This window comes from Klebsiella sp. K5-45, assembly GCF_030128605.1.
GTDB classification, from domain to species: Bacteria; Pseudomonadota; Gammaproteobacteria; order Enterobacterales; family Enterobacteriaceae; genus Klebsiella; species Klebsiella quasipneumoniae.
Genome location: NZ_JAKUZW010000007.1, coordinates 64,803 through 90,045, shown reverse-complemented (window position 1 = coordinate 90,045; position 25,243 = coordinate 64,803). Strand labels below are relative to the sequence as shown.

The following is a 25,243-nucleotide window of genomic DNA, read 5'->3' as shown; positions in this document are numbered from 1 at the left end:
ATAATGATAACCAATATCATATGATAATTTTTATCATTTGTCATTTGCAAAGTGCTCTGTGCCTTATTCTTTACGTTCGCGGTAATGACATACATTCATGAAGGTGATAAATTAAGCGGATTATCGATATATATTAAATATTTTTCTTATTTTGCAAATAACCTTTTTTTGCACATTGTTATCAGACTCTTCATTTTTGGCTTTCATCATTTTGAAATTTAACGACTAATAATGATTCTTCCGATATGACTGCACAAACCTGGCGAGCACATTACGCACAAAAATATCAATATTCCTTACGGCTTTTTTTACTGCTTAATTTCATTTCTTCCTCTCTGTCGCTGGTCACCCCCCTATTTACGGTAGTTCGTTTCACGCTGCCCTGCGCCCTGATCGTGGCCTGCAGCGGGTTGCTGCTGCTCTGGCACTGGAAATGGCCGCAATCGAAAATAAATATTTCCGCTATCTCGTTGTTATTTGGCATGCTATGGGCATGGCACGTAGTGACAAAGGCGATGCTATTGACACCGCCGCATTTTAACTATCTGGTGATCGCCCTATTAAGCATTCTGTTTATCGGCACCATCGCTTTTTCCAATAATATCACTGCCTTTACCCTCCACTCTTTACCGACTTTCCTTGCCTGCCTGATAATGGCGGAGGGAGAACAATGGTTGCGCATGACTTACTGTTTTATGCTGCCTATTGCCGGTATTACCCTGCAAAATATTATCCAGAAGCGCAGCGATGCCTTTACACAAGGATTGATGGATAAACTGATGCAGGAACGCAACACCCTCAACGATCTCAGTATGCTGGATCCCCTGACCGGTTTGTATAATCGCCGCGGACTGCAGAATCGCCTCGATACCCTGCTGGCGCTGGACGGCGATAACCACTTCGTGCTGCTCCTCGATATCGATCATTTCAAAGCCTATAACGATCACTACGGTCATATGATGGGCGATCAGGCGCTCATTCGCGTCTCTGCTGCCATTCGTAACGCCGTACGCTCGCGCGATATTGTCGCCCGCTTTGGTGGAGAGGAGTTTATGGTGCTGCTGACCAATAGCAGCGAAGAAACGGCCTGGCAGGCTGCCGAACGAATTCGACAGCGGGTCTATGACCTGAAAATCCCGCATATGTTTAATGAGAGCGTCGCCACCAACGTGACCATCAGTATTGGTCTGACGCCGCTCATTGATGACAATATTGAGCAAGCGCTGGCGCGAGCCGATGGCGCACTCTATGAAGCTAAAAATAAAGGCCGCAACATTATTTTGGCCAGTTAACCCGCGCGCGCTGCGGCATCGTGGCGCCGACAAAATTCTTGCCATGCCGCCTGCAAACAACTAATATCAGGAATCATTATCATTTAGATTTGTATCTGGAAATCGAATGGCCTGGCGTTCCCTTCCTCTCAGCGATGAACTTATCTGGCGGGCCCCTTTGCCGACGGCTGAGCGCGCCCTGGCGGAGAGTATTCGGGAAAAAATCGCCACCCTGCGCCCCCATCTGCTCGATTTCCTGCGCCTGGATGAATCCGCTCCCGGTCACGCGTTGACGCTCGCCGAGTGGTCGCAACCCACCGCCTTACGCTCCCTGTTGGCCACTTATTCCGATCATATCTATCGTCATCAGCCAACGCTGACACGGGAACAGAAACCTCTGCTCTCGCTCTGGGCGCAATGGTATATCGGTCTGCTGGTGCCGCCGCTGATGTTGGCGTTGCTCAATGAACCACAGGGTCTAAGCCTGGCGCCGGAACATTTCCACGTCGAATTTCACGAAAGCGGCCGGGCGGCCTGTTTCTGGATTGATGTCCATAGTGATGCCGGCATCGAGAGACTGTCACCGCTGTCGCGGATAGATGCCCTGGTGACGCGCACCCTGCAGCCGGTTATTGAGGCGCTGGAAGCGACGGGCGAAATCAATGGCAAACTTATCTGGAGTAATACAGGCTATCTGATTAACTGGTATCTTGGGGAAATGCGCGCGCTGCTGGGGGATGAGCAGCTTGCCGCCCTGCGCCAGCACTGTTTCTTTGAAAAACAACTCGCCGATGGTCAGGATAACCCACTATGGCGAACGGTCGTGCTGCGTGAAGGGCAGTTAGTCCGACGCACCTGCTGTCAGCGCTATCGCCTGCCGGACGTCCAACAGTGCGGCGACTGCACGTTAAAATAACGCCCTGTTCCCAATAAGCTACGGGCAGCCTGTGGCCGCCCGGTCACTATTTATGCGGTCTGCTGACTCTCCTGTTCCGCCCGTTCGGCCTCTTCCGCTTCCTGAGCAAGCAGCTGTTTCTCATACACCTTAAAGAACGGGAAGTAGATAATCGCCGACACGCAGGCCAGAACGATGACCAGAATTGCCGCCCGGAAATCCCAGCCCAGCGCCCAGGCACCGCCAATCGGCGCCGGCGCCGTCCACGGCACCACGGAGATGACGCGGCCGATCAGATCCAGCTTCATTGCCGCCCAGGCCAGTACCGCATTCACCATCGGCGCCAGCAGGAACGGAATAAAGAACACCGGATTCATGACAATAGGCGTCCCAAAGATGACCGGCTCGTTAATGTTAAACAGGCTTGGCACCACGCTCAAACGACCAATGGAGCGCAAATGCGCTGAACGACTGCGCAGATAGCAGAACACCAGCCCCATGGTGGCACCAGAACCTCCGACCACGATAAAGAAGGTCCAGAACGCCTCCATAAAGATATGCGGCAGAGGTGCGCCCTGGGCCAGCGCCTGCTGGTTCATACCGAGGTTGGTCAGCCAGAACATCTGCAGCATCCCGGAAACGATCGCCGCACCGTGGATCCCGGCAAACCACAGCAGGTGGCCGATGAGAACCGCCAACAGGATCGCCGGCAGGGAATCGGCCGCCGAAACCAGCGGTTTGAAAATCGCCATAATGGCCTGCGGGATCAGCATGTCAAAATGGTGTTGAATAAACAGGCTCAGCGGATAGAGCGTTAGCACAACCACCAGCACCGGGATCAACAGATCAAAGGAATTTTTGATCATCGGAGGGACCTGATCCGGCAGACGGATACCGATGTTATGTGCCTTGAGAAAACGCATCATCTCCACACAGTAGATCGCCACCAGAATGGCGGTAAAGATCCCTGTTCCGCCGAGGCTATCCACCGGCAGCGTGCCATTCGTCTTCGGCGCGGCAATCAGTAAAAAGGCCATGATCGACAGCATCGCGCACATAAAGGGATCGAGCTGATTGGATTTCTCGTAGTGCTTACCGAGGTTGTAAGAGATTGCCGCGCAGATGTAGATCGACATGATCCCCATTGTCATATCAAAGGGGGTCAGAATGCGCCCCTCGAACTCTTTTGCCAGATCCAGCCAGGCGCGGGCGAAACCCCAGGTGGTATCCGGGGAAAAAGGAGGATAAGCAAACACCAGCAGAAACGATCCGACGATCATAAACGGCATCGCGGAGATAAAACCGTCACGGATAGCCATGACGTGACGCTGCGATGAGATCCGCCCTGCTATGGGGCTTATGTAATTTTCTACAAAGCGAAATATCAAATTAAACGCAGCATGGTTAGCAGACATAGTAGCCCTCCTGACAGGCTATTGATACTGGCCCAACAACGATTACCCTGCCGTTACGATGACCGCTTTTTGATGCAGCAGGCCGCGGGTGGATCACCGGCTATACTGCTCATAACACAACGATTCATACACGGCTCTTTTGTTATAAATAAAAGGAGAAGTGACTGTTCCAGTATTCATCTCAATGCAGATAACCGCAACCGGTTACAGTAACCGGTTACGGTGAATGTGAAGGAGATCGACAAAATAGAAAGAATCTGGATTGTCCGCGCCGATATTTACACTCCGCCAGGCTTGTGACAGATTTAACCAGGCTTAAATCAGGAGAATCCAATGAGTCTGCAGTCTGTACGGCAGTTCTTTGCCGAACACGCCCCCGATATCGAAATTATTGAGTTAAACCAGAGTACCGCCACCGTGGCGCTCGCCGCTGCCGCGCACAACGTTGAGCCGGGACAAATAGCCAAAACGCTGTCGCTCAAGATCAAAGATAAAATTGTACTGATCGTCGCCAGGGGCGATGCGCGGCTGGATAATAAAAAGCTGAAAGAAACCTTTGGCGCAAAAGCGCGTATGTTGAGCAGCGATGAGGTGGTGACCTGGACCGGCCATCCGGTCGGCGGCGTGTGCCCGTTTGGTCTGGAAAATCCGCTGGACGTCTTCTGTGACGTCTCGCTCAGGCACTATCAGGAGGTACTACCCGCAGCGGGGGCTATTCACAGCGCCGTTCGCATCGAACCAGAACGAATGGCGCAGCTCACCGACGCAACATGGGTAGACGTATGCATATAGCCGCGTTATGCCACCTGTTTAACGGCGCTGGTCGGGCCGTTTATCGGTAAATGCAGCAAGATATCCGCCGCGTTTAATAAACCAATGTCAGAGCGAACCCCGAGCTTGGTCATGGCGTTGAACTTATGCGCGCGGATGGTTTTAATGTTCCGGTTCAGCTGCACCGCAATTTCCGAAAGCGAATATCCCCACGACATATACCGAAGAATAGCGTGCTCCGTCGGACTTAGCGGATCGTTGCATGCCTCTCTGCCGCAAAAATGCTCTTTGCCGGCGAGGGAATGATTATCCAGCAGCTGTAACAAATGCTCCTGCAACCCGCGTCGCGGCGCAGATTTATTTAATATACCGTGCAGGCAGGACGGCATTAAATGGCCGATCAGGCGCATTTCGCTTTCATTATTAGCCAGAATAATCGTTTGGACTTCCGGTCGGATCCTCGCCATCTCGTGAAGAAAAAGCAGGCTCTCGGCTCTGGACGAACGACTCCCTGAAAGTGAAAAGATCATTGCTGACCATGGGAACGACGCTTCCACCGCCCTGAGCAAATTGATATTTTTAAAAAAATGAATGCGGTATTGGCTGTTATCTTCACGGCTAAAGATATAGCGCCAGGCCATTTCCGTCATCACACATTTTTCTACGATGGCGACATGACGGGTTGTGCTATTTTTTTCCATTCCATTTGCTCCCCGTAAGCTGAATTGATATTCAGCTCTTGCATTCCCTGCGCGCTGTTGATCCAGGCATACATTTCAGCGTTGCTGCGTAGCGATAAGCGACGCATTGCGCTATTTTTCTGCGCGCTGATCGTCTTATTGCTCTTTTTCAACAGCGCGGCGATCTGGTTAATTCCCCATCCCTTCGCCAGAAGGCGCAGAACTTTTCGCTCTGACAGGGTCAGCATCGCCGCAGAGTGGTAGCTTGCGAAATCGCTGTCCTCATTCCCGGTAAACAGCGTACGGCTAATCTGCTCAGCCGCACGGCTACCGGCACAAATCACCTCAATCAGCCGGTTTACCGGCTCGCTCTCGGAGATGAGCGAGCTTTCGGGACGAATTAATAGCTCAACGGCTAATGGATAGAGGCTGTCGCTGACCATAAAAACCCAGTGAATATCACGATACTGGGTCATGAGGGAGTAATAACGCTCTCAGACGGCCCGGGGTTGCGCAATCTCGCCGGAGATATCCGCAACGACCAGCACCGCCCGCCGCAGTTGTAAAAGGGTGAGCTCATCATGAGAGCGACAAAAACTGAGTTCGTAATCCGGGAGGTTCTCATTGAAGATCACCTTTAACCCTGACTGCATGACGGGGATTTTACTAATAACGACGCCAAACTTACCTTGTCCTGGTAACATAACACCTCCGCTTCCTGTCGAAGTTCCTTCGCTTGCCCGTAAACGTTCGGCGAGTGACTCGATCGCCATACCATTTACTGGATGAATATTAAAAACATATTCATGGCCCGCGTACACGATATACTGAATGACCGAACCGTGGTCATACCGTGTAAATATTATTCCTGTGTATACTTGCGATGAATATTAGCACAGACGCCTCTGCGTTAATAAATTAGAAAAGATAAAACTATTATTTAGCAAAAATAATTTCAGGCTTGAAAATTATGAAGCATTCTCTTTAATTGCTTCTCTAAATGCTTTAGGCGACATGCCACTGTAGCGGCGGAAAAAGCGAGAAAAATAGGCGGCGTCGCTAAAACCCAAATAATCAGAGAGTTGCGTTACCGTCATGCGAGTGTACTGCAGGTTACGCCGCGCCTCAAGCATCAGTCGCTGATGCAGTACCCCGAGAGCGCTACAGCCATAGAACTCGCGACATAAATAGTTTAAATGCGTGACCGACAGCCCAATCAACTTCGCATACTCCGCCAGCGGGAGATGCTGCCGGTAGTGGCTCTCAATAAGCCGGGAAAAATGACGCATCATACTGCGCTTTCGCTCCGCTTTGTCTTCCGCGGGCGGTGCGAGGCGGCACTGCCGGTTCAGCCAGATCAGCAGCGTTCCCAGCAGCGAATAAAGCATCATTTCCCGTGCGTCATGATCGGCACTGTACTCCTCGCGAAGCGCTGAAAACAGCGTATGCATACGCCCCCGGGAACGCCCCACCGGCAGACACTGCGCTACGCTAAGCACATCCAGCGGCCGGCCGAACTGATTTTCAAAGCGGCTCAGCAGCGGCAGCGCCAGGGAGAGCACAAATCCGTGCGTTCCGGGTGAGAAATGAAAGCCATGAATGCAGAGGGCGGGCACCACCTGGATGCAGGACTCCGTCATCACCGAGGTGGTGCCTTCAATTTCGATCTCCGCCCGACCTTTGTGCAGATAGAGGAGCTGGACCATTTCGGCGTGCTGGTGGACGCGAATATGCCACTGATACAGGCTGCTGCGCTGCAAAATCGACTCGCAGTGCAGCAGGTCCGGCGTCGGCCAGCCGCGCTCCTCGCCATAGAGCTTAAATACCGGAACAGTTTGGACGGGCGACATAGTTACTCCTGTTCAGTCAGACGACGCGCTCCATGGGCAGGCCCACGTAGTTTTCCGCGATGGTGGTCAGCCCGGCGCGCGAGCCCAGATAGTAGCGGCGATCGGCCGCCTGCATTTTGGCGTCGAATTCGCTCTGCTGCGGGAAATCGTGCAGCAGGCGGGTCATGAACCAGCTAAAGCGTTCCCCTTTCCAGACCCGATCCAGCGCTAGTCGCGAATAGGTCGCGAGCAGATCGCTCCGGCCATGATGGTAGTATTCGCGAAGGATCCGCCACAGATAGTTCACGTCCGATGCCGCCAGGTTCAACCCTTTAGCGCCGGTCGGCGGTACGATATGCGCGGCATCCCCCACCAGAAACAATCGCCCATATTGCATCGGCTCTACGACGAAGCTGCGCAAGGGAGCGATGCTTTTCTCAAGTGAGTGACCAGTCACTAACTTTGATGACAGATCCGCCGGCAATCGGCATTTCAACTCCTGCCAGAAGCGTTCGTCCGACCAGTCTTCCACTTTATCGCTCAGCGGAACCTGCAAATAGTAGCGGCTGCGAGTAAGTGAGCGCTGACTACATAAAACGAATCCCCGCTGATGATGCGCATAGATCAGCTCCGGATTGACCGGCGGCGTATCCGCCAGCAGGCCTAACCAGCCGAACGGCCAGACGCTCTCGTAAGTCTTGAGTATGTCAGCGGGAATACTTTGCCGCGACACGCCATGGAACCCGTCGCAACCGGCGATAAAGTCACACTCCAGGCGACAGAATTCTCCTTCGCTAAGATAGGTGATCGTCGGCCGGTCGCTTTTCGCGTCATGGATAGTCACTTCGCTCACGCCGTACACGATCGGCGCGTCGCTGGCGGCCCGGGCAGCCATCAGATCGCGGGTCACTTCAGTCTGGCCGTAAACCATCACGCTCTTGCCGTCGGTCAGCTCGCTCAGTGAGACGGGCACCCGCTGGCCGTCAAAGAGAAACTCCACCCCATGATGCACCAGGCCTTCGACGTCCATTCGCTGCGCCACGCCCGCTTCGCGAAGCAGATCGACGGTACCGCTTTCCAGAATTCCCGCGCGGATGCGCCCCAGCACATACTGCGGCGTTTGACGCTCAAGAATGACCGTGTGGATGCCGGCGTTGTGCAGGAGCTGCCCCAGCAGCAGCCCGGAAGGGCCAGCGCCAATAATCGCGACCTGTGTTTTCATAGGATTGTCTCACTTTTGCAGGGTTAATTATTTGTATATTTTTTGTTTAATAAAAGTGCTTTCCTGCATTTTTGATAAGTCAGACGGGAAAAAGAAGGGATGAATGGCGACAAAAATTGCACTTTTCACCAAACTGGCAAAAGTGTGGGAAGCTTCAAATTCTGCCCCTCCGGCGGGCGGGAAATTTTTGCACATTATTTGATCCCACCCCCCTCAGCCGCCCAGGCGCTTCAGGTTAAAGTATCGGCAGATACCAGGCGTCGCGGACAGCAGAGGAAATATGCAGGTTGATCGGGCACAGCAGCGGGCAATCACACGATTATGCATCCAGTGTGGTCTTTTTTTGTTACAGCACGGCGCCGAAAGCGCGTTGGTGGAAGAGCTTTCAACGCGTCTCGGGCTGGCGCTGGGGATGGACAGCGTCGAAAGCGCCATTTCCTCCAACGCTATCGTCCTGACCACCATTAAGGATGGCGAATGTCTTACCTCCACGCGTAAGAATGTCGACCGCGGCATTAATATGCATGTGGTGACGGAAGTGCAGCATATCGTGATCCTCGCCGAGCATAAGCTGCTGGACTATCGCGACGTCGAGAAGCGCTTCGCGCAGATTAGGCCCCTGCGCTATCCCCGCTGGTTGCTGGTGATCATGGTGGGCCTCTCCTGCGCTTGTTTCTGTAAACTGAATAACGGCGGCTGGGATGGAGCGCTGGTCAGCTTCTGCGCCAGCACGGTGGCCATGTACATTCGCCAGGTGCTGACCCACCGTTCCATGCATCCGCAGATCAACTTCTGCATCACCGCCTTTGTGGCCACCACGATCTCCGGGCTGCTGCTGCGCCTCCCTACCTTTGCCAGCACCCCGACCATTGCCATGGCCGCCAGCGTCCTGCTGCTGGTCCCGGGCTTTCCGCTGATCAACGCCGTCGCCGATATGTTTAAAGGGCATATTAATACCGGCCTCGCCCGCTGGGCGATCGCCAGCCTGTTAACCCTTGCCACCTGCATTGGCGTAGTGATGGCAATGACCGTATGGGGGCTGCGGGGATGGGCATAATTTCGTTTATTTTCGCGCTGGCGGAAGACATGCTGCTGGCGGCGATCCCTGCCGTCGGGTTTGCGATGGTCTTTAATGTCCCGCGGCGCGCCCTGCGCTGGTGCGCGCTGCTGGGGGCCATCGGCCACGGTTCGCGCATGGTCATGATGAGCGCCGGTTTTAACATTGAATGGGCCACGTTCCTCGCCGCCCTGCTGGTGGGCTGCATCGGTATCCAGTGGTCGCGCTGGTATCTGGCGCATCCGAAGATTTTTACCGTTGCCGCCGTGATCCCGATGTTTCCCGGTATTTCCGCTTACACCGCGATGATCTCCGCGGTAAAAATCAGTCATTTTGGCTATTCTGAAGAGATGATGATTTTGCTGCTGAGCAATTTTTTAAAGGCCTCTTCAATCGTGGGCGCCCTCTCCATCGGCCTGTCGATACCCGGTCTGTGGCTGTATCGTAAGCGCCCTCGCGTCTAACCCCGGCGTCGCGGTAAAGCCGCGACGCTCCTTCCGCGACGGGCTCTGTGCTACTATGTGCAGATCACCCCACTCTTTGCAGTTCAGAGTTGAGATAGAGTTATGTCTTCGCGAATTTTAACCTCCCATTTTAGCGGCCTGGAAGAGTTCCTCCAGCAGCACGCGGCGCTGCTGGCGAAATCGACTGACGGCACTGTCGCCGTTTTTGCCAACAACGCCCCGGCGTTCTATGCGCTGACCCCAGACCGGCTGGCGCAGCTGCTGGAACTGGAAGCCAGGCTGGCGCGCCCCGGTAGCGACATCGCGCTTGACCCGCAGTTTTTCGACGAGCCCGCGGCGGCGCCGGTTGCGGTGCCGATGGGCAAATTTGCCATGTATGCGGCCTGGCAGCCGGACGCCGACTTTCAGCGTCTGGCCGCGCTGTGGGGCATCGCCCTGAGCCAGCCGGTCACCCCGGAAGAGCTGGCCGCTTTCGTCGCTTACTGGCAGGCGGAAGGTAAAGTGTTTCACCACGTGCAGTGGCAGCAGAAACTGGCTCGCAGCGTGCAAATCAGCCGCGCCAGCAACGGCGGGCAGCCGAAGCGCGATGTGAACAGCGTGAGCGAACCCGACAGTCATATTCCGCGAGGTTTCCGAGGATGAGCATGAAAAACGTTGGCGATCTGATGAAGCGCCTGCAGAAAATGATGCCGGCTCATATCGAACCGGCGTTTAAAACCGGCGAAGAGCTGCTGGCCTGGCAAAAAGAGCAAGGCAAGCTGCGTTCCGAAGCGCTGGAGCGGGAGAACCGCGCGATGAAAATGCAGCGCACCTTTAACCGCTCGGGGATCCGCCCCCTGCATCAGAACTGCTCCTTTGATAACTATCGCGTCGAGTGCGAGGGGCAGATGAACGCCCTCGCCCGGGCGCGTCAGTACGTGGAGGAGTTTGATGGCAATATCGCCAGCTTTATCTTCTCCGGCAAACCGGGCACCGGTAAAAACCACCTCGCGGCTGCTATCTGCAACGAACTGCTGCTGCGCGGGAAATCGGTCTTAATTATCACCGTGGCTGATATTATGTCAGCCATGAAAGATACCTTCGGCAATCGGGAGACGAGCGAAGAGCAATTACTGAGCGATCTCAGCAAGGTCGATCTTCTGGTGATTGATGAAATTGGTATGCAGACGGAGTCTCGCTATGAAAAGGTCATTATCAATCAGATAGTTGACCGCCGCTCTTCCTCCAAACGGCCTACCGGTATGCTAACCAACAGTAATATGGAAGAGATGAATAAGCTGCTCGGCGAACGGGTGATGGACCGTATGCGCCTGGGCAACAGCCTGTGGGTTATCTTCAACTGGGAAAGTTACCGGCACCGCGTCACCGGCAAGGAGTATTAAGAGATTTCCGGACAACGGCGGCGTTATACTAAAGTGATTCTTCAGTCACGCTTATGAGTCCGTCTATGAAATCGTTAAAAAATGGCTTACTTGCCGCGCTTACCCTCAGCGCATTTACCCTCTCCGGGGCCCACGCTGCCTCCTGGCAGGATTCTCTCAACAGCGCCGCCAGCCAGCTCAGCGGCGGCAGCACCCAGGCTGGCAGCGGCGGCATGTCCGTCTCCTCGCTAACCAGCCTGCTCAGTGGCAGCAGCCAGTCGCTGACCGCCAGCAGCATGAATAATGCGGCCGGGATCTTGTCATATTGCGCGCAACAGAAGCTGGCCTCCGTGACCAGCGCCGATAACGTCAAAAACCAGGTGCTGGATAAACTAGGACTCAGCACGCCGGAAAAACAGAAACAAGACACCAACTATCTCGATGGCCTGCAGGGGTTGCTCAACAGTAATAACGGCCAGCAGCTGGACCTGAATACGCTTGGCAACAGCTCGTTGGCGAAACAGGTGAAAACCAAAGCCTGCGATCTGGTCTTAAAACAGGGCGTTAACTTCCTCTCCTGATACATACTGCTAATGCCGCGTTTGTCGCCTTCGCAACGGCAGCGCGGCCTGAAACGGCTTTTTTCTCCTTTTTCTCCTTACGCTTCCCCGCCACGCCGGCTGCGACGCCGATCAAAAAAGGCAACTTCTAAACCAATTCTGAATAACTGCACACTTTCATGACGCTAGAATTGCAGCAAGATGGCGCTGCAATTACAGTGTGGCTTGAAAAGTAATCTGTTCTGCCAGCCGATAACTGGCGTTATTGAGGATGAGCTGTGTCAGAGTTGTTATCCATCGCCTTATTTTTAGCTTCGGTGGCGCTTTATGCCTGGAAAGCGGGTCGTAACACCTGGTGGTTTGCCGCCACGCTCACGGTGTTAGGCCTGTTCGTGGTGCTGAATATCACCCTCTACGCCAGCGACTACTTTACCGGCGACGGCATCAACGACGCGGTACTCTACACTCTGACCAACAGCCTGACCGGCGCCGGGATCGGCAAATACATTCTGCCGGGCGTCGGCGTGGCCGTCGCGCTGGTTGCCGTTTTTGGCGCCCTGGGGTGGGTGCTGCGCCGCCGTCGGCATCATCCTCATCACGTCGGCTACAGCCTGGCGGCGCTGCTGCTGGCGCTGGCCTCGGTCGACGCCAGCCCGGCCTTCCATCAAATCAGCGAGCTGGTGAAATCGCAATCACGGGAAGGAGACCCGGACTTTGCCGCGTACTACAAAGAACCGTCGAAGCGTATCGACAATCCGCAGCTGAATCTGGTCTATATCTATGGCGAAAGCCTTGAGCGCACCTATTTTGATAACGATGCGTTCCCCAACCTCACCCCTGAGCTTGGCAGAATTAAAGATGAGGGCATTGATTTCAGCAATACCATGCAGCTGCCGGGGACCGATTACACCATCGCCGGCATGGTCGCGTCACAGTGCGGCATTCCGCTGTTTGCGCCGTTTGAAGGCAACGCTTCGGCCTCCGTATCCAGCTTCTTTCCGCAGAATATCTGCCTTGGCGATATCCTGAAAAACTCCGGTTACGAAAACTATTTTGTGCAGGGAGCTAACCTGCGCTTTGCTGGCAAAGACGTCTTTCTCAAGTCCCACGGCTTCGATCACCTGTTCGGGGCGGAAGAGCTCAAAACCACGGTAGCGGATCCCGCCTACCGCAACGACTGGGGCTTCTATGACGACACGGTACTTGAGGAGACGTGGAAAAAATTCGAAGAGCTGTCGCAGTCCGGAAAACGCTTTTCGCTGTTCGCCCTGACGGTGGACACCCACCATCCCGACGGCTTTATTTCGCGCACCTGCGAGCGTAAACGCTATGACGTGGACGGTAAGAAAAACCTCTCCTTTAGCGCCGTTAGCTGCAGCCAGGAACATATCGCCGCGCTAATCGAGAAGATCAAAGCCTCTCCCTATTTCAAAAACACGGTCATCGTGGTCTCTTCCGACCACCTGGCCATGAAGAACAGCGCCTGGGATTACCTCAACAAGCACGATCGCAGCAATTTGTTCTTTGTCCTGCGCGGCGATCGGCCGCAGCAGGAGACCCTGGCAGTGAAACGCAACACCATGGATAACGGTGCGACGGTGCTGGATATTCTCGGTGGCGATAACTATATCGGCCTCGGGCGCAGCAGTCTCTCTGGCCAGTCGCTCTCCGGTATTTTCATCAATATGAAAGAGAAGATCCTGGCCTGGAAACCCGACGTGATCCGCCTGTGGAACTTCCCGAAAGAGATTAAAAACTTCACCATCGACTCGCAGAAGAACATGATCGCCTTCTCCGGCAGCCATTTCCGTCTGCCGCTGCTGCTCCGGGTGTCGGATCAGCGCGTTGAACCGCTGCCGGAGAGCGAATACTCGGCGCCGCTGCGCTTCCAGCTGGCCGATTTCGCACCGCGGGATAATTTCGTGTGGGTCGATCGCTGCTATAAAATGGGCCAGCTGTGGTCTCCTGAGCTGGCGCTCTCCACCGACTGGTGCGTCTCGCAGGGCCAGCTCGGGGGTGAGCAGAAGGTTCAGCACGTTGATAAGCCACAGTGGAAAGGCAAGACCGCCTTCAGGGACACCCTTATCGATATGGAGCGCTATAAGGGCAACGTCGATACGCTGAAAGTTGTCGACAACGATATTCGCTATAAGGCCGACAGCTTCGTGTTTAACGTTGCCGGCGCGCCGGAAGAGGTGAAACAGTTTAGCGGCATTTCGCGCCCCGAGTCCTGGGGTCGGTGGTCCAATGCCCAGCTGGGCAGCGACGTGAAGATTGAATATAAAGAGCCGCTGCCGGAGAAATTTGATCTGGTGATCACCGCCAAAGCCTACGGTCCCAATGCCAATAAGCCGATCCCGGTGCGGGTTGGTCAAAGTGAGCAAGTGCTTACTCTGGTCAATGATGTGACCACCACGACGCTGCATTTCGACAACCCGACGCGCAGCAACACGCTGACCATCACTCCGCCGGACCCACAGTCCACCAACGAGGGCAATATCCTCGGCCACTCCCCGCGTCAGCTGGGGATCGGTATGGTGGAGATCAAAGTGGTGAAAAGCGAAGGTTAAAGCCACCTTGCCCGGCGGGTTTTGGCGCCGGGCAACGGTTTGGGTGGCGGGGTGTTAGCAATACAGCGGCTTGAGCTCGTCAGCCGACAGTCCGGTAATCTTCTGTACCGTCTCTTTGTCGAGGCCATTCTGTAACATGCTGCCGGCAATGCGCAGCGCCTCACGCCGGCTCCCTTCCTGTAAGCCCTCAAGGCGCCCTTCCTGTCGACCTTCCTGCTTAAGCTTTTGCGCGATAGACATCAATGTCTCCTCATACTGTGGCAGACGGCGGGCCAGCCGGCGGAGAAACACGCCCGGCTCGGCCGTGTTACCGTACTGCAGCATATAGTGAAACAGCATTCTCAACTGCCGGGGGCTAGTGTATCCCAGCATCACCACGGCCGCCAACGACTCCGTTATGTCGCTGAGATCGCGCTGGCGAATATGCTTTTGCATCAGCTCCAGCAGGGCGACCCGCCGATGCTGCACGATTTCATCGTCCGGCATGACCGTGACGTCGATCAATGGAAACTGGATTGCCGTACAGCCTCTTCGCCAGCTGCGGGTCGGCAAATTCATCCAGCCAGTTGAGGGAAAAAGGATACGGACTGGTTGCGCCGTGATAAAACAGCATCGGCACCACCAGCGGCAGCGTTTTGTGCCCGGCGTCGAGGTGTCGCTGCATCGCGGCAATCGCATAGCGCATCAGACGAAAAGCCATATGGTTGTCCGGCGAGCTCTGATGCTCTATCACCACGTAAATATATCCCGCCCCGCAGGTGGTCCGCACCGACCACAGCACGTCCGAATACCAGGCGCGCAGATCCTCATCGATAAAACTCGCCGATTGCAGCCTCAGGGTAGCGAAATCGCACCGCTGGCGGATCGCTTCGGGAAGATAGAGCATGAGGAAATCATTCGCTGTCTCCGGGTGGCGAAGAAATCGTTTAAAGACCGCATCATGCGGCGTTGAGGTCATCCGTTTTTTCATGGCCATCCGCTTGCCTGAAAGAGAAGGAAAGCCGGACTCTACCACCGGTTTTTACCCGGCTGGATTTGACGATGATTGTCTGGGAAGCGCCTCGGAGAATAGCGGAGCGGCCAGTCTGACTGGCCGCCATGGGCAAGATTTAGTAATCAAACTGCCGGTAATAACGGCGGATATTCAGGTCGTGGCCGGTATGGTGCTCAAAGTGGGCCGCCAGCCGGTCCACCAGCAGAGTGGACACCACGCACGGCGCCATAATCCAGCGGAACGCATCATCAATGCCGTTCAGCGGATAGTCGCGTGGGTCGATCACCACCAGATGGTCAGTTATCTTTTCGGCAAAGCGTTCGACGCGCTCGTCCAGCGCCCGGCATTTCCCCTCACCCTTCACCAGAAACAACGGGACCTCTTTTTCCAGCAGCTCCAGGGTACCGTGGAAAAATTCAGCCGAGCTTACCGACTTCGTCCGCTTCCACTGCATCTCTTCGAGAATACACATCGAGAACAGATAGACTTCCCCCCACATTTCCGCCCCGCCAATCCACATCATGTAGTCGCTATTATGGTATTGCGCGGCAATTTTATCCGCCTGCGAATCGAACTGGCGCTTGGCCTCTAGCAGATTTTCCGGCAGCAATTCCAGCTGGCTGGCAAAACGCGCATATTCAGCAAACTCGCCGTGACGATAAATCACGCGGAAGAATAACCAGTACAGCAGCATATACTCATATTCCACGCCATTCTTATGGCACATCGGAATATGCCATCTGGCGGCGGCAGCCAATGGCGAATCGGCATGACGGGTAATGGCTACAACGCGTATCCCCTGCGCCTTGCACCATTCGGCAATGGCCACCGACTCTTTGGTATCGCCGGATTTAGAGAGCGTGACGACAACCGCCTCTTTATTTAATTTTTTATGCCCGCGATGGATTAATTCCGCCGCCTGCTCAAGATAAACCGGTACGCTGGTTAATTCTTTGGCAAACTCATTAATAGCCATCATCGGGGCCAGGGAACCGCCAACCGAGGCAAAAAATAATGCGCTGCAGCCGCTGTCATAAATAGCGTTGGCCACGGTTTCAGCCTGTTTACGCGCAGCGATGATCTCGCGAGCACTGGTCAGGTACTCGTCCTGATTAAAACCCAACATAGTTTTCTCCTGAATAATCAGATTTTACTTTTTAAGACGCGGTCAAAATCGTCGAAAATACGTTTAGCCAGATCGATGCCTTTCAGTCCTGCGGTATGCCAGGCGAGCATCTGCACTGGGACAATCAGCAACAGCGGCGCCAGGTGATGCTCGCACGGGCAGTTTAGCGCCAGCGTTTGTTCATCCTCTTCGTCGCTCAACGTCAGGGTAAAGGCCCGGGCAATGGACGGCGCCATATAGTCGCGCAGCGCCCGGGTTCGCCCGTCCGGCGTATCTTCAATAAACAGCATCACATGGCGGGCATTGGCTTCCAGATAGGGGCCGTGCATATAGGCTTCCAGCTCAAAGCCGCTGGAAGGCACGCGCACCGTCTCGGTAAATTTGGTTTCGAACTCCTTCGCCACGCCAACCAGCGCGCCGTAGCCGGTAGCGACAAAGCGCTCACCTCCCCGCAGCGCTTCGCTATGCTTGTCGATAAAACATGCGGTGCGGGCGGTAACTTCCGGGATCGCCGCCGCCAGCCGCTGGAATTCGGCAAGATAGTGCTGCTCCTCGACTTCGCTGGCCTTCCCCTGGCTGCGGGCAATCATCAGCGCCATCAGCAGCAGATTCAGCACTGTCGCGCTAAAGCCGCGGGTGACAAACCCTACGCTCTCGATCCCGGTATTGATATCGAGAACGCCATCGCAAGCGCGGGCTATCGGGCTTTGCGGGTCGGAGGTCAGGGAAAATACCGGCAGTCCTGAGGCCTGTACCTTACGCATCGCCTCCAGCGTCGACGCGCTTTTTCCGCTCTGTGAAATCGCCACCACCAGATCGGTATGCGGGTCGATAGCTTCGTAATGGGTAAAGTTGTACGGCTCTTTAATGTCAACCAGCACGCCGAAGCGTTGTTCAAAGAAATAGCGCGCGCACAGCGCGGCGTTCAGCGACGATCCGGTCGCCAGCAGCAAAATTCGGCGTACCGGGTGCTGGCGGGCAAAGGTCTCAATCGCCGCCAGCTTTTGCCGGTAGTCGCGCAGGATCTGCGCCAGACAGGCCGGCTCTTCGCTGATATAGGTCATCATTGTTGGTTGCATAGCTCACTCCCGTTAAAACAATCCGATCCACGAACCCAGAATGCCCACCAGCGCCATTCCGCCGATAATAGAGAGCGGTTTAACCTTGCGCCCAAGCAGCCAGTAGACGATGCCGAAACTCACCAGCGGCAGCATGCAGGGCAGAATGTCGTTGATGATGTCCTGCACCTGGGTTTTGGCCTCCCCGGCGCCAAAGGAGACAGGGATGGTGATATCGATCATTGAGGCGGTCATCGCCCCGACCACCATCAGGCCGATAATCGATGCCCCGTAGGTCAGGCTCTCCATCATTCCGCTCTTCTGGATCCGCTGCAGGACGCCGGTGCCCAGCACGTAGCCCCAGCGGGTAAAGCACCAGCGCGCCAGAATGTGCGGCACGTTAAATACCAGCAGAAACAGGATTGGCCCGAGAATATTGCCTTTTAGCGCCAGGCTGGTGCCGATACCGGTGGCGATCAGGCGCAGCGTCCCCCAGAAAAAGGAATCTCCCAGCCCGGCCAGCGGCCCCATCAGCGAAGCTTTGACGTTATCAATCGCATTGGCATCCATATTTTTCTGCTGGCTATTTTTCTCCTCCATCGCCGTCGTGATCCCCAGCAGCAGGGTGACGATATGCGGCGTGGTATTGAAGAACACCAGATGGCGTTTCAACGCCCCGGCCAGCTCCTCTTTGCGCGGATAGAGCTTCTTCAGCACCGGGATCAGCGCGTAAACAAAGGCAAGATTCATCTGTCGCTCATAGTTCCACGAGAACTCCATCTGGAAGGAGCGCCAGAACACCCGGCGTAAATCACGCGGCGTAATTCGCGTTTCTTCCTGCTCCTGCGGCTGCAGGGTCTCTTCAGAAATCATCTTCGTCGTCATCGCTGACTCCTTGTTCTGTCGGGGTACGAGGTGCGCTAAATGCGGTGACGTTAACCATCACCACCGCCACGATGGCGCCGAGAATGGCGATACCGGTCACCGGGATTTTCAAATAGGCCATCAATACAAAGCCGAGGAAAAAGTACGGCGCCACTTTCTTGTTAATCAGCAACCTGGCGAGCATCGCGAAGCCGAGAGCCGGAATGATCCCGGTGGCTACGCTAAGCCCGTGTTTGATAAATTCTGGGATCGCATCGAGCAGAGATTTCACCGCGTTGCTGCCCACCAGGAATGAGACGGTCACCACCGTGGCAAGCATTAGCGACAGGCCGAATCCGGCGATCAAATGCATCCGCTCAATGCCGCGCGTATCCGCCCGTTCCGCATAGCCGTCCGCTTTCTGGCTGAGCAACGGAATGAACATCCCCAGATAAACGTTTTTCAGGATCAGGGTCAGGGTGGCGATAGGCAGGCCGAGCAACAGCGCCGTTTCCGTGCCCGCGCCGGAGGTGATAGCGAACGCCACGCCGAGAATACCGCCGGTCACCACGTCGGGCGGGATCGAGGCGCCAACGGAGAACGAGCCGATAAACGCCAGCTCTAGCGTCGCGCCCATGATGACGCCGGTCTGCACATCCCCCAGCACCAGACCGGTCAGCAGCCCGGTGACGATTGGCCGGGAAATCAGCGACGTCCCTAAGGCATATTCCGATTGCGCGATAAACGCCACCAGACCCAGTAAGAGAGCCTCTACCATAATCTGTCCTCCGGAATTACACGCATTCCGTAAAAAGCTGTTTGCGATCGTTCGGGACCTGGCGAATTTCCACCTCGACGCCTTTGCCCACCAGTTGTTGCAACTGCTCTATTTCCTCCGGCAGTAAATTAATCGCCTTAGAAATATTTTTACTGCCCTCTTTGGCCTTAATCCCACCGAGATTAATACTTTTTATTTCCTCAACGGCGCTGGCAATACGCCAGGCGTCATTGACCGATTCCACAACAATAAATAAATTATATTTATCGGTAACCCCACTTGTTATCGCTTCAATAGAATCATTTATATTTTTAATCACCAGCTTTACCGAGGGTGGTTTAGCAAGCTTAATGGTGGTTTTCCGCAGTTCATCTTCAGGGACACTGTCGTTGGCGATTAAAATACAATCGGCACCGACATATTGGGTCCAGGAAAAGGCTACCTGGCCGTGAAGTAATCGATGGTCAACCCTTAATAACGTAATCATCATGCATCCTCATTTCAGAAGTCTTTATCCATAGTCATCGCCCGGCAATACTCTGATTGCAGTACTGAATGCTCTCTTTGGCGTTGATTAATGCTTCAGAAATTAATTTTTCGGTATTCTCTTCCGCTGCAGAAATAAGCAGGTCAATAATTAACGGTAGATTTAACCCAGACAATAAATGGAAATGTGGGCGCGATAAAAAACGCACAAACTCATTATTGACGCTGCCGGCGAAAATATCCGTAATCACTATCAGTTCATCCTGCGCCGGGAAACGCGCCAGCAGCGCCTCCACCTGCTGCGTCAGATCGACCTCCTCTTCTACATAGGCGCACAGAGTATGAATATCCGGCTGTTTACCGAGGATCAGCTCCACAGAGTTCAACAAACCGTTAGCAAAGGTGCCGTGGCTGGCAAAAATATAGTGTCGTTTCATCCTTACCTCGAAAGCGCATTCCACTGCTTTCTTAATTGCAACCGACGTGCCAGAAACAGTGGCGCGTCGGCTAACGTAAGGACAAAAGGGAGAGAAGCGTTAAAACTCTTGATCTTCCTGAATAAATTCCGTTTCCCGCGTCAGGATGTCGTGAATGTAATAGAGCTCGACAACGGGAATTTTGACACTATATCCGCTCTCTATGACACTAAAAGCCTCGCGCAGCGTAGCCAGCTCGCGCTCCGGACACTGCCTTCCCGAATAATGGGTTGGGGAAGCGTGGCGAATTAACCGCTCTATCAGACAGCTGATGTGCACATACAGCGCTACCTTACGTTCGTTGGGCACCTCGTACCCGGCCAGATGCTCATAGCGCAGCAAAAACTGCTCAACCTGGTTGATCACCTTCGCGGTATCAAGGATCGTCACCGACTCAATCACTCGCCGCAGCGAAAAGTTTTTCAGGATCAGGTTGTTGATCTCGCTAACCTGCTCCGCCGTCGCCAGTTCGCCGAAGATACGCATCAGCGGGCGACTTCCTTCGCCGGAAATCAGCGAATCCAGCGAGATCCACGGGAGATCGGCAAGATGCGGATCGAGGGTGCCGACGATCGCCAGCACCTCGTAGCGGCTGAGCATCGGCTCCCGCCGCGCGGGATCGGCAAGGGTCTCCACATCACAGGCCACAATATCAATGCCAAGCGCTTCAGGGATGCTGGCTTTTAACAGCGCCGACAGGTTCGCCGCCGCGCCCAGTCCGGTGGCGCAGGTGGTCAAAATCGCCCGCGGTTTATCGGTCTGCGGGTAATAGAGTTGGTGCTCAACCGCCAGATCATCGCCGATCTCGCGGACGATATCTTCCAGCATATCGCCGTGCAAAATCCGCTCCCCGACGTACATCGCCATGCCGGTGGAGACATTGTTAATAATCGCCACCGGCGTGTTCAGACGACGATTAAAATGGCTGTGAATAGCGTTCAGGGATCCCATATCGACCAAAATGATCAGTCCTGACGCCAGCGCGTGGCGCTCAATGTAGGCCATCACCTGATTAGCGATAGCCTCCGGCGTCACGTCGAGCGGCATGTCGAATGACTCAAACAGCGGGCTTTTCAGCAAGCGGTTCGCCACGCTGGCGATGCTGCTGGCGGTGGCGTAACCGTGAGCGAGAATAATCGCCCGGGTCACCTGCTGCTGGCTAATAGCGCCATTTTTCTGGAACCACAGCACCAGCAACAGCAGGTCAATACGTTGGGGCTCAATATCCAGCTTCAGCGCCAGCGCGTCGAGGATCGCTTCGCAAAAGCGATACAGCAGCGGGAATTTGTTTGCCAGAAAATCCGCCAGCAGACGGATTTTCTCATTGCTCATCGTGGACGGCGCCTGACGGGATCGATGGATCAGGTAGTGGCTCAGAGCGTAAAGACAGTTACCGTTAAACTGGATATTGAAGCGTTTTTCCAGGCGATAATACTCCTCCCGCACCTGATGGGCGATCAGCAGCAACATCTGCGAGCTACTGGCATCCTGGTTATCAAAGATCAGCCGATCGAAGAGGGTTTCAATCTCCTCCCCCATGCTTCTTTGCGCCTCTTCCCAGACCGTTTTTTTATTCAGCACCGCTTCATGCAGCGCCAAAATCCGACACTGAACGTCATAGATCAGCCCCTGAATCGGGTCGCGCGCCCGCAGCAGCCAGACCAGGCTGGTCTGCGGCTCGATTAGCAGCGGCTCCTGCTGGCCCATCGCTTCACTGAGCGCCGGCGTCGCCGCCATGATCGTTTCCGGCAGATCGTGCAGCGTCACGGTCAGCATCTCGCTGCCCGGAGACCTGGCCCAGGCTGATGCCACGGCGTACTTCACCACATTCTTCAGTTCGCCGACGTTGCCCCGATAAACGTACTGCGTCAGGACCTGCAAAAGCCGCGGCGTTAGCTGCAGCCGGGCGGCCAGCGTCCGGGCCTCCTGCCAGAAAAACTGCAGCGTTAGCGCCTCCTTCTCCTCGCGGCTGCGGTGTTGAAGATCGGGCAAGCTGACCAGGATCGGAATACGACGAAGAAAGGTGGTCAGAAAAGTGCTGTGAATCTCTTCGGTGGTGGCAAACACCAGCCGCAGCGAAATCGGCAGGCCTTGAGCGGTCTCCCCCACCCGGTAGATCTCCTTGCGATCCAGCCAGGTGAACAGCTTCTCCTGCCCCTGAGCATCCAGGCGGTGGACCTCGTCGAGAAACAGCATCCCGCCGTTTGCCGCCTCGAACGCCCCGGCTTTATCGCTCTGCGCGCCGGTAAACGCGCCTTTGACGTAGCCGAACAGGTTGGCGGCCAGCAGCTCCGGATTACTGGCATACTGCGCGCAGTTGAAGCTCACGAAGGGCGCATCGGGCGCCAGCGGGCCCTGGGCGATCGCGAACTCGTGCATCAGCTCCGCCATATAGCTTTTACCGGTCCCGCTGTCGCCGGTGATCAGCAGCGGTAGCCCGCCGTTGGGATAAAACAGCGCGGTTTTCATCTGCTCAATCGGTTTACGCAGGCTGCCGTCATGCCCGGTCAGCAACGAAAAATGGTCCGCCTGTTCCGGCTGGCGGTCACTCTCCGCGAGCAGCTCCGCCATGCTGGCGTACTCGCTGCGGGAAAGGGGGAAGAACTGCTGGCAGAAGGCTTTTTTATGCAGAAAATAGACCGGCCGGGTGTTGATCTTCACCAGCACGTCCTGGGCGACCAGCTGATTGAGATAATGGCTGGCGGTATTTCTTTGCATCGCGAATCGCTGAGCCAGCCAGCTGGCGGTGAACACTTCGCTCAGGTTATCCGGATCGAAAAAATCGGTCTGATTTTGCAAAAAAGCCAACAGTTCCGTTTTACGCATTACATCCCCCTCGTCGCCATTACGAAGAGATATGATGCGGCAAAAGAGAGGCTTATCGGCGCCCCGTGCTGTTTTTTGCGGCCCAGCGCACACTCCCGCTTAAGCGAACTTCGCTGCGGTCAACTCCATCGTCATTTCATACTGCTGCAGCGATAGCGGTGAATATCCCGCCGCGGCAAACAGCGGCGTAAAGGTTTCCGGGACCGTCACCGAAGTGCCGATACCCGGGAACTGCTGCGCCAGCGCCATCAGCAGCGCCCGTGCCAGCCCCTGGCGACGGGCGGCGGGTTCAACCCATAAAAACTGCAGTACAGGCCGTGAACCCGAGGTGCCCAGTACCGCGAAGGCGCGCTGTTCCAGCGTCACGACGCGGCATGGCAGGGTGGCGAAGGTAAGCGGATCCATCAGCCAGGGGAGCTGACTGTTACTCTCCTCAACGGCGCGTCTAAGCAGCGCCAGGGTGGGATAAGGCTGTAACACGCCTGGCGCCGCAGCCTGAGGCTCTGCGCTCAGGTAGCCGCAGAGCCCATAGCGCCGCGTAAAGCCTAACGACTGATACAGCGCGACGGCCACATGGTTATCGCGGATCACCTCCAGGGAAACCGCCTCGATCTCCTGCTGCTGCAGAAGCATCAGCAGCTCCTGCATCAATTTCCGTGCAAGACCTTTGCCGCGCCAGGCCGGACGCAGGGCAAAGGCCGCCAGGCGAGCCATATTCCCCCGACGCGCGACGATCGCGATCGCCGCCGGTTCATCTCCGGCCAGCCAGACGCGGGAATCGATCAGGCTCATCCCCTCGGCGCTAAAGCGCTGAACAAATCCCTCCACCGACTGGGTCACCGGTACCAGATAGTCTGCAAAACAGGCGTTAAGAATATCCGTTAACTGCACGCTGCTGAACTGCGTGGCGGGAACGGCGGTCAGCTCCATACTTTTCTCCCGAAGGCTGCTATGCTGAGGTGATGAAAACTAACACTATAACTGCCGGCGCCGGATTACGCCTGACCGAGGAGAGTGATATCGCCCTTCTGCCGGCCATTGAACGTTCCGCCGCTCAGGCTTTTCGTCAGATCCCCGCTCTCGCCTGGCTGGCGGACAGCGAGGTGATTAGCGTTGCGCGTCATCATGATTATCTGGAAACCGAGCATAGCCTGCTGGCGGAAGCCGCCGGGCAGCCGATTGGCTTTATTCTGACCGAACCGCTCGACGATGCCTTATTTATCGTCGAAGTCGCCGTCCACCAGGCCTGGCAGCATCAGGGCATCGGGCGGATGCTGCTGGAGCAGGTTATCGACGGCGCCCGGCAAATGGCTTACCCGGCGGTGACCCTCACCACCTTCCGCGACGTGCCGTGGAATGCGCCGTTTTATACCCGTCTGGGATTCGCCATGCTTGATGAGCTGACCCTGCCCGCCGGGCTGGCGGCGAAAAGAGAACAGGAGACCCGGCACGGCCTGCCGCCGGAGACGCGCTGCGCCATGCGCCTGGCGCTCTGATGTTCGGCCCCGCCGCGCTCTGCGCTTTGCTACGGCCGCAAGGCGCAAATCTCATCATATAAGGCGCGGCTGATAGCCACTCCCTGCTGCTCACTCTGCTGGCGGCAGGCGAAACGCCGCTCGCCCGGCAGCCGCGCGCCCTGATCCTGCATCGCATTGAACAGCGTTTCGGCGCGCGCCAGCTGCTCCTGTGCCTGCGCGCCGAGAAAGCGCTGCGGATCCAGCGCCAGAATCAGCTCTCCGCCGTAGGGTAAACCGCCCGCGCCGTTATCCCACGCCAGCGATTCGGCGCTGGTCATATCGCCGATAAGCGGCCCGGCCAGCAGCTCAACCATTGCCGCCAGCGCCGAGCCCTTATGGCCGCCGAAGGTTAACATCGCGCCGTTCAGCACCTCTGTGGCATCGGTGGTCGGCTGCCCCTGGCTGTCGATTCCCCACCCTTCCGGTAGCGCTTTGCCGGCGCGCTGATGCAACTGGATCTCGCCGCGCGCCGCGGCGCTGGTCGCCATATCAACAATAAACGGCGGCTTGTCCCGCCGCGGCCAGCCAAAGGCGATAGGGTTGGTGCCGAACAGCGGACGGGTGCCGCCCGCCGGGGCGACCCAGGCGTGGCTTGGCGTACAGGCTAGCCCCACCAGCCCTGCCTCGGTCAACGGCTCAATATCGGCAAACAGCGCGGAAAAATGGACGCAGCGGTTAATCGCCAGCGCCGCAATGCCGCTGTGCCGCGCTTTCTCCAGCAGCAGCGGCAACGCGCGCTCGTAGGCCAGCAGCGAAAAAGCGCCCCCTGCATCCGCCCGCACAATCGCCGGCGCCTGGTCGTGGATCTGCGGCTCGGCATCAGGCGATACCTTACCTTTACGTAAGGTATCGACAATGCCCAACAGCCGCCACAGGCCGTGGGAAGCGCAGCCGTCGCGCTCCCCGGCAGCCACGTTACGGGCGATAGCCGCCGCGTGGTCGGCGCTGAATCCATTGGCGCTGAGCACCGCCAGCGCCAGGTCATAAGCTTCTGGTAACGATAGAGTTACCGACTCCATACTG

23 protein-coding genes and 3 pseudogenes are annotated in these 25,243 nt (G+C 55.9%); 11 read left to right on the top strand and 15 right to left on the bottom strand.

Annotated features, from left to right (window positions below):
* Positions 1–51: 51 nt before the first annotated feature.
* The 3 genes from MKS11_RS16080 to fhuF all read left to right on the top strand — a co-directional run bounded on the left by MKS11_RS16080 (position 52) and on the right by fhuF (position 2,187).
* On the top strand, positions 52–222 hold the full coding sequence (locus MKS11_RS16080; protein WP_072096669.1) for a hypothetical protein: 171 nt from the start codon (positions 52–54) through the stop codon (positions 220–222).
* Positions 223–245: 23 nt separating this feature from the next.
* Positions 246–1,292, top strand: coding sequence for a GGDEF domain-containing protein (locus MKS11_RS16075; RefSeq protein ID WP_004886496.1), 1,047 nt, complete (start codon positions 246–248; stop codon positions 1,290–1,292).
* A gap of 106 nt (positions 1,293–1,398) precedes the next feature.
* Positions 1,399–2,187, top strand: a complete 789-nt coding sequence (gene fhuF, locus MKS11_RS16070; protein WP_004886493.1) for a siderophore-iron reductase FhuF — start codon at positions 1,399–1,401, stop codon at positions 2,185–2,187.
* A 50-nt stretch (positions 2,188–2,237) separates the two neighbouring features.
* Here the strand turns inward: fhuF and MKS11_RS16065 are convergent, their stop codons facing one another.
* The gene (locus MKS11_RS16065) at positions 2,238–3,581 is read right to left on the bottom strand and encodes a PTS cellobiose transporter subunit IIC (protein WP_002887650.1); all 1,344 of its coding nucleotides are present in this window, start codon (positions 3,579–3,581) and stop codon (positions 2,238–2,240) included.
* Positions 3,582–3,914: 333 nt separating this feature from the next.
* Between MKS11_RS16065 and MKS11_RS16060 the strand changes: the two genes are divergently transcribed.
* Positions 3,915–4,373 carry a YbaK/EbsC family protein gene (locus tag MKS11_RS16060; protein ID WP_004886490.1) on the top strand — a complete coding sequence of 153 codons (459 nt, stop codon included), beginning with the start codon at positions 3,915–3,917 and terminating at the stop codon, positions 4,371–4,373.
* A gap of 5 nt (positions 4,374–4,378) precedes the next feature.
* Here MKS11_RS16060 and bglJ read toward each other — a convergent pair whose 3' ends face one another.
* The 4 genes and pseudogenes from bglJ to pobA form a co-directional block, all read right to left on the bottom strand.
* Complete coding sequence (gene bglJ, locus MKS11_RS16055) at positions 4,379–5,053, bottom strand: DNA-binding transcriptional activator BglJ (RefSeq protein ID WP_023319687.1); 675 nt, start codon at positions 5,051–5,053, stop codon at positions 4,379–4,381.
* Positions 5,014–5,736, bottom strand: a pseudogene (locus tag MKS11_RS16050) (LuxR C-terminal-related transcriptional regulator). The gene bglJ and the pseudogene MKS11_RS16050 overlap by 40 nt, the downstream one beginning before the upstream one ends.
* Positions 5,737–6,000: 264 nt before the next feature.
* Positions 6,001–6,882: a helix-turn-helix domain-containing protein gene (locus tag MKS11_RS16045; RefSeq protein WP_284109626.1), complete on the bottom strand. Its 882-nt coding sequence runs from the start codon at positions 6,880–6,882 to the stop codon at positions 6,001–6,003.
* A 16-nt stretch (positions 6,883–6,898) separates the two neighbouring features.
* Complete coding sequence (gene pobA / locus MKS11_RS16040) at positions 6,899–8,083, bottom strand: 4-hydroxybenzoate 3-monooxygenase (RefSeq protein ID WP_004886477.1); 1,185 nt, start codon at positions 8,081–8,083, stop codon at positions 6,899–6,901.
* A 280-nt stretch (positions 8,084–8,363) separates the two neighbouring features.
* Between pobA and MKS11_RS16035 the strand changes: the two genes are divergently transcribed.
* The 6 genes from MKS11_RS16035 to opgB all read left to right on the top strand — a co-directional run bounded on the left by MKS11_RS16035 (position 8,364) and on the right by opgB (position 14,095).
* Positions 8,364–9,140, top strand: coding sequence for a threonine/serine exporter ThrE family protein (locus MKS11_RS16035; protein ID WP_004886474.1), 777 nt, complete (start codon positions 8,364–8,366; stop codon positions 9,138–9,140).
* Positions 9,131–9,604 (top strand): threonine/serine exporter, encoded by a 474-nt coding sequence (locus MKS11_RS16030; protein WP_032455516.1) that lies wholly within the window; start codon positions 9,131–9,133, stop codon positions 9,602–9,604. Before MKS11_RS16035 ends, MKS11_RS16030 begins: the two co-directional genes overlap by 10 nt.
* Positions 9,605–9,706: 102 nt before the next feature.
* Positions 9,707–10,246 (top strand): primosomal protein DnaT, encoded by a 540-nt coding sequence (dnaT, locus tag MKS11_RS16025; RefSeq protein WP_017899103.1) that lies wholly within the window; start codon positions 9,707–9,709, stop codon positions 10,244–10,246.
* Positions 10,247–10,248: 2 nt separating this feature from the next.
* Complete coding sequence (dnaC, locus tag MKS11_RS16020) at positions 10,249–10,986, top strand: DNA replication protein DnaC (protein ID WP_025999144.1); 738 nt, start codon at positions 10,249–10,251, stop codon at positions 10,984–10,986.
* A gap of 65 nt (positions 10,987–11,051) precedes the next feature.
* Positions 11,052–11,546, top strand: a complete 495-nt coding sequence (locus MKS11_RS16015) for a DUF2501 domain-containing protein (protein WP_004886462.1) — start codon at positions 11,052–11,054, stop codon at positions 11,544–11,546.
* 257 nt (positions 11,547–11,803) lie between these two features.
* Positions 11,804–14,095 (top strand): phosphatidylglycerol--membrane-oligosaccharide glycerophosphotransferase, encoded by a 2,292-nt coding sequence (gene opgB / locus MKS11_RS16010; protein WP_017899105.1) that lies wholly within the window; start codon positions 11,804–11,806, stop codon positions 14,093–14,095.
* Between the two features lie 54 nt (positions 14,096–14,149).
* On the opposite strand, the pseudogene MKS11_RS16005 reads toward opgB, so the two are convergent.
* The 9 genes and pseudogenes from MKS11_RS16005 to MKS11_RS15965 form a co-directional block, all read right to left on the bottom strand.
* Positions 14,150–15,071: pseudogene (locus MKS11_RS16005) on the bottom strand (Rpn family recombination-promoting nuclease/putative transposase).
* A 133-nt stretch (positions 15,072–15,204) separates the two neighbouring features.
* Positions 15,205–16,215 (bottom strand): SIS domain-containing protein, encoded by a 1,011-nt coding sequence (locus MKS11_RS16000; protein WP_165474139.1) that lies wholly within the window; start codon positions 16,213–16,215, stop codon positions 15,205–15,207.
* A gap of 17 nt (positions 16,216–16,232) precedes the next feature.
* Positions 16,233–17,294: an SIS domain-containing protein gene (locus MKS11_RS15995; RefSeq protein ID WP_065697293.1), complete on the bottom strand. Its 1,062-nt coding sequence runs from the start codon at positions 17,292–17,294 to the stop codon at positions 16,233–16,235.
* Positions 17,295–17,306: 12 nt separating this feature from the next.
* Positions 17,307–18,158, bottom strand: coding sequence for a PTS system mannose/fructose/sorbose family transporter subunit IID (locus tag MKS11_RS15990; RefSeq protein ID WP_023319679.1), 852 nt, complete (start codon positions 18,156–18,158; stop codon positions 17,307–17,309).
* Positions 18,136–18,915 carry a PTS mannose/fructose/sorbose/N-acetylgalactosamine transporter subunit IIC gene (locus MKS11_RS15985; protein WP_087771775.1) on the bottom strand — a complete coding sequence of 260 codons (780 nt, stop codon included), beginning with the start codon at positions 18,913–18,915 and terminating at the stop codon, positions 18,136–18,138. Before MKS11_RS15985 ends, MKS11_RS15990 begins: the two co-directional genes overlap by 23 nt.
* Before the next feature lie 16 nt (positions 18,916–18,931).
* Positions 18,932–19,402 carry a PTS sugar transporter subunit IIB gene (locus MKS11_RS15980; protein ID WP_004886443.1) on the bottom strand — a complete coding sequence of 157 codons (471 nt, stop codon included), beginning with the start codon at positions 19,400–19,402 and terminating at the stop codon, positions 18,932–18,934.
* 14 nt (positions 19,403–19,416) lie between these two features.
* Positions 19,417–19,838, bottom strand: a pseudogene (locus tag MKS11_RS15975) (PTS sugar transporter subunit IIA).
* A gap of 99 nt (positions 19,839–19,937) precedes the next feature.
* Positions 19,938–22,703, bottom strand: a complete 2,766-nt coding sequence (locus tag MKS11_RS15970; RefSeq protein WP_284109625.1) for a sigma 54-interacting transcriptional regulator — start codon at positions 22,701–22,703, stop codon at positions 19,938–19,940.
* Between the two features lie 99 nt (positions 22,704–22,802).
* On the bottom strand, positions 22,803–23,633 hold the full coding sequence (locus MKS11_RS15965; protein WP_004886436.1) for a GNAT family N-acetyltransferase: 831 nt from the start codon (positions 23,631–23,633) through the stop codon (positions 22,803–22,805).
* A gap of 32 nt (positions 23,634–23,665) precedes the next feature.
* On the opposite strand from MKS11_RS15965, the gene MKS11_RS15960 reads away from it, so the two are divergent.
* The gene (locus MKS11_RS15960; protein ID WP_017899113.1) at positions 23,666–24,199 is read left to right on the top strand and encodes a GNAT family N-acetyltransferase; all 534 of its coding nucleotides are present in this window, start codon (positions 23,666–23,668) and stop codon (positions 24,197–24,199) included.
* 29 nt (positions 24,200–24,228) lie between these two features.
* Here MKS11_RS15960 and MKS11_RS15955 read toward each other — a convergent pair whose 3' ends face one another.
* Complete coding sequence (locus tag MKS11_RS15955) at positions 24,229–25,239, bottom strand: Ldh family oxidoreductase (RefSeq protein ID WP_087771776.1); 1,011 nt, start codon at positions 25,237–25,239, stop codon at positions 24,229–24,231.
* Between the last annotated feature and the right edge of the window lie 4 nt (positions 25,240–25,243).

Coding starts and splice junctions, on each gene's coding strand:
- MKS11_RS16075 (WP_004886496.1), top strand. CDS start 246: ATGACTGCACAAACCTGGCGAGCACATTACGCACAAAAATATCAATAT.
- fhuF (WP_004886493.1), top strand. CDS start 1,399: ATGGCCTGGCGTTCCCTTCCTCTCAGCGATGAACTTATCTGGCGGGCC.
- MKS11_RS16065 (WP_002887650.1), bottom strand. CDS start 3,581: ATGTCTGCTAACCATGCTGCGTTTAATTTGATATTTCGCTTTGTAGAA.
- MKS11_RS16060 (WP_004886490.1), top strand. CDS start 3,915: ATGAGTCTGCAGTCTGTACGGCAGTTCTTTGCCGAACACGCCCCCGAT.
- bglJ (WP_023319687.1), bottom strand. CDS start 5,053: ATGGAAAAAAATAGCACAACCCGTCATGTCGCCATCGTAGAAAAATGT.
- MKS11_RS16045 (WP_284109626.1), bottom strand. CDS start 6,882: ATGTCGCCCGTCCAAACTGTTCCGGTATTTAAGCTCTATGGCGAGGAG.
- pobA (WP_004886477.1), bottom strand. CDS start 8,083: ATGAAAACACAGGTCGCGATTATTGGCGCTGGCCCTTCCGGGCTGCTG.
- MKS11_RS16035 (WP_004886474.1), top strand. CDS start 8,364: ATGCAGGTTGATCGGGCACAGCAGCGGGCAATCACACGATTATGCATC.
- MKS11_RS16030 (WP_032455516.1), top strand. CDS start 9,131: ATGGGCATAATTTCGTTTATTTTCGCGCTGGCGGAAGACATGCTGCTG.
- dnaT (WP_017899103.1), top strand. CDS start 9,707: ATGTCTTCGCGAATTTTAACCTCCCATTTTAGCGGCCTGGAAGAGTTC.
- dnaC (WP_025999144.1), top strand. CDS start 10,249: ATGAAAAACGTTGGCGATCTGATGAAGCGCCTGCAGAAAATGATGCCG.
- MKS11_RS16015 (WP_004886462.1), top strand. CDS start 11,052: ATGAAATCGTTAAAAAATGGCTTACTTGCCGCGCTTACCCTCAGCGCA.
- MKS11_RS16000 (WP_165474139.1), bottom strand. CDS start 16,215: ATGTTGGGTTTTAATCAGGACGAGTACCTGACCAGTGCTCGCGAGATC.
- MKS11_RS15995 (WP_065697293.1), bottom strand. CDS start 17,294: ATGCAACCAACAATGATGACCTATATCAGCGAAGAGCCGGCCTGTCTG.
- MKS11_RS15990 (WP_023319679.1), bottom strand. CDS start 18,158: ATGACGACGAAGATGATTTCTGAAGAGACCCTGCAGCCGCAGGAGCAG.
- MKS11_RS15985 (WP_087771775.1), bottom strand. CDS start 18,915: ATGGTAGAGGCTCTCTTACTGGGTCTGGTGGCGTTTATCGCGCAATCG.
- MKS11_RS15980 (WP_004886443.1), bottom strand. CDS start 19,402: ATGATTACGTTATTAAGGGTTGACCATCGATTACTTCACGGCCAGGTA.
- MKS11_RS15970 (WP_284109625.1), bottom strand. CDS start 22,703: ATGCGTAAAACGGAACTGTTGGCTTTTTTGCAAAATCAGACCGATTTT.
- MKS11_RS15965 (WP_004886436.1), bottom strand. CDS start 23,633: ATGGAGCTGACCGCCGTTCCCGCCACGCAGTTCAGCAGCGTGCAGTTA.
- MKS11_RS15960 (WP_017899113.1), top strand. CDS start 23,666: ATGAAAACTAACACTATAACTGCCGGCGCCGGATTACGCCTGACCGAG.
- MKS11_RS15955 (WP_087771776.1), bottom strand. CDS start 25,239: ATGGAGTCGGTAACTCTATCGTTACCAGAAGCTTATGACCTGGCGCTG.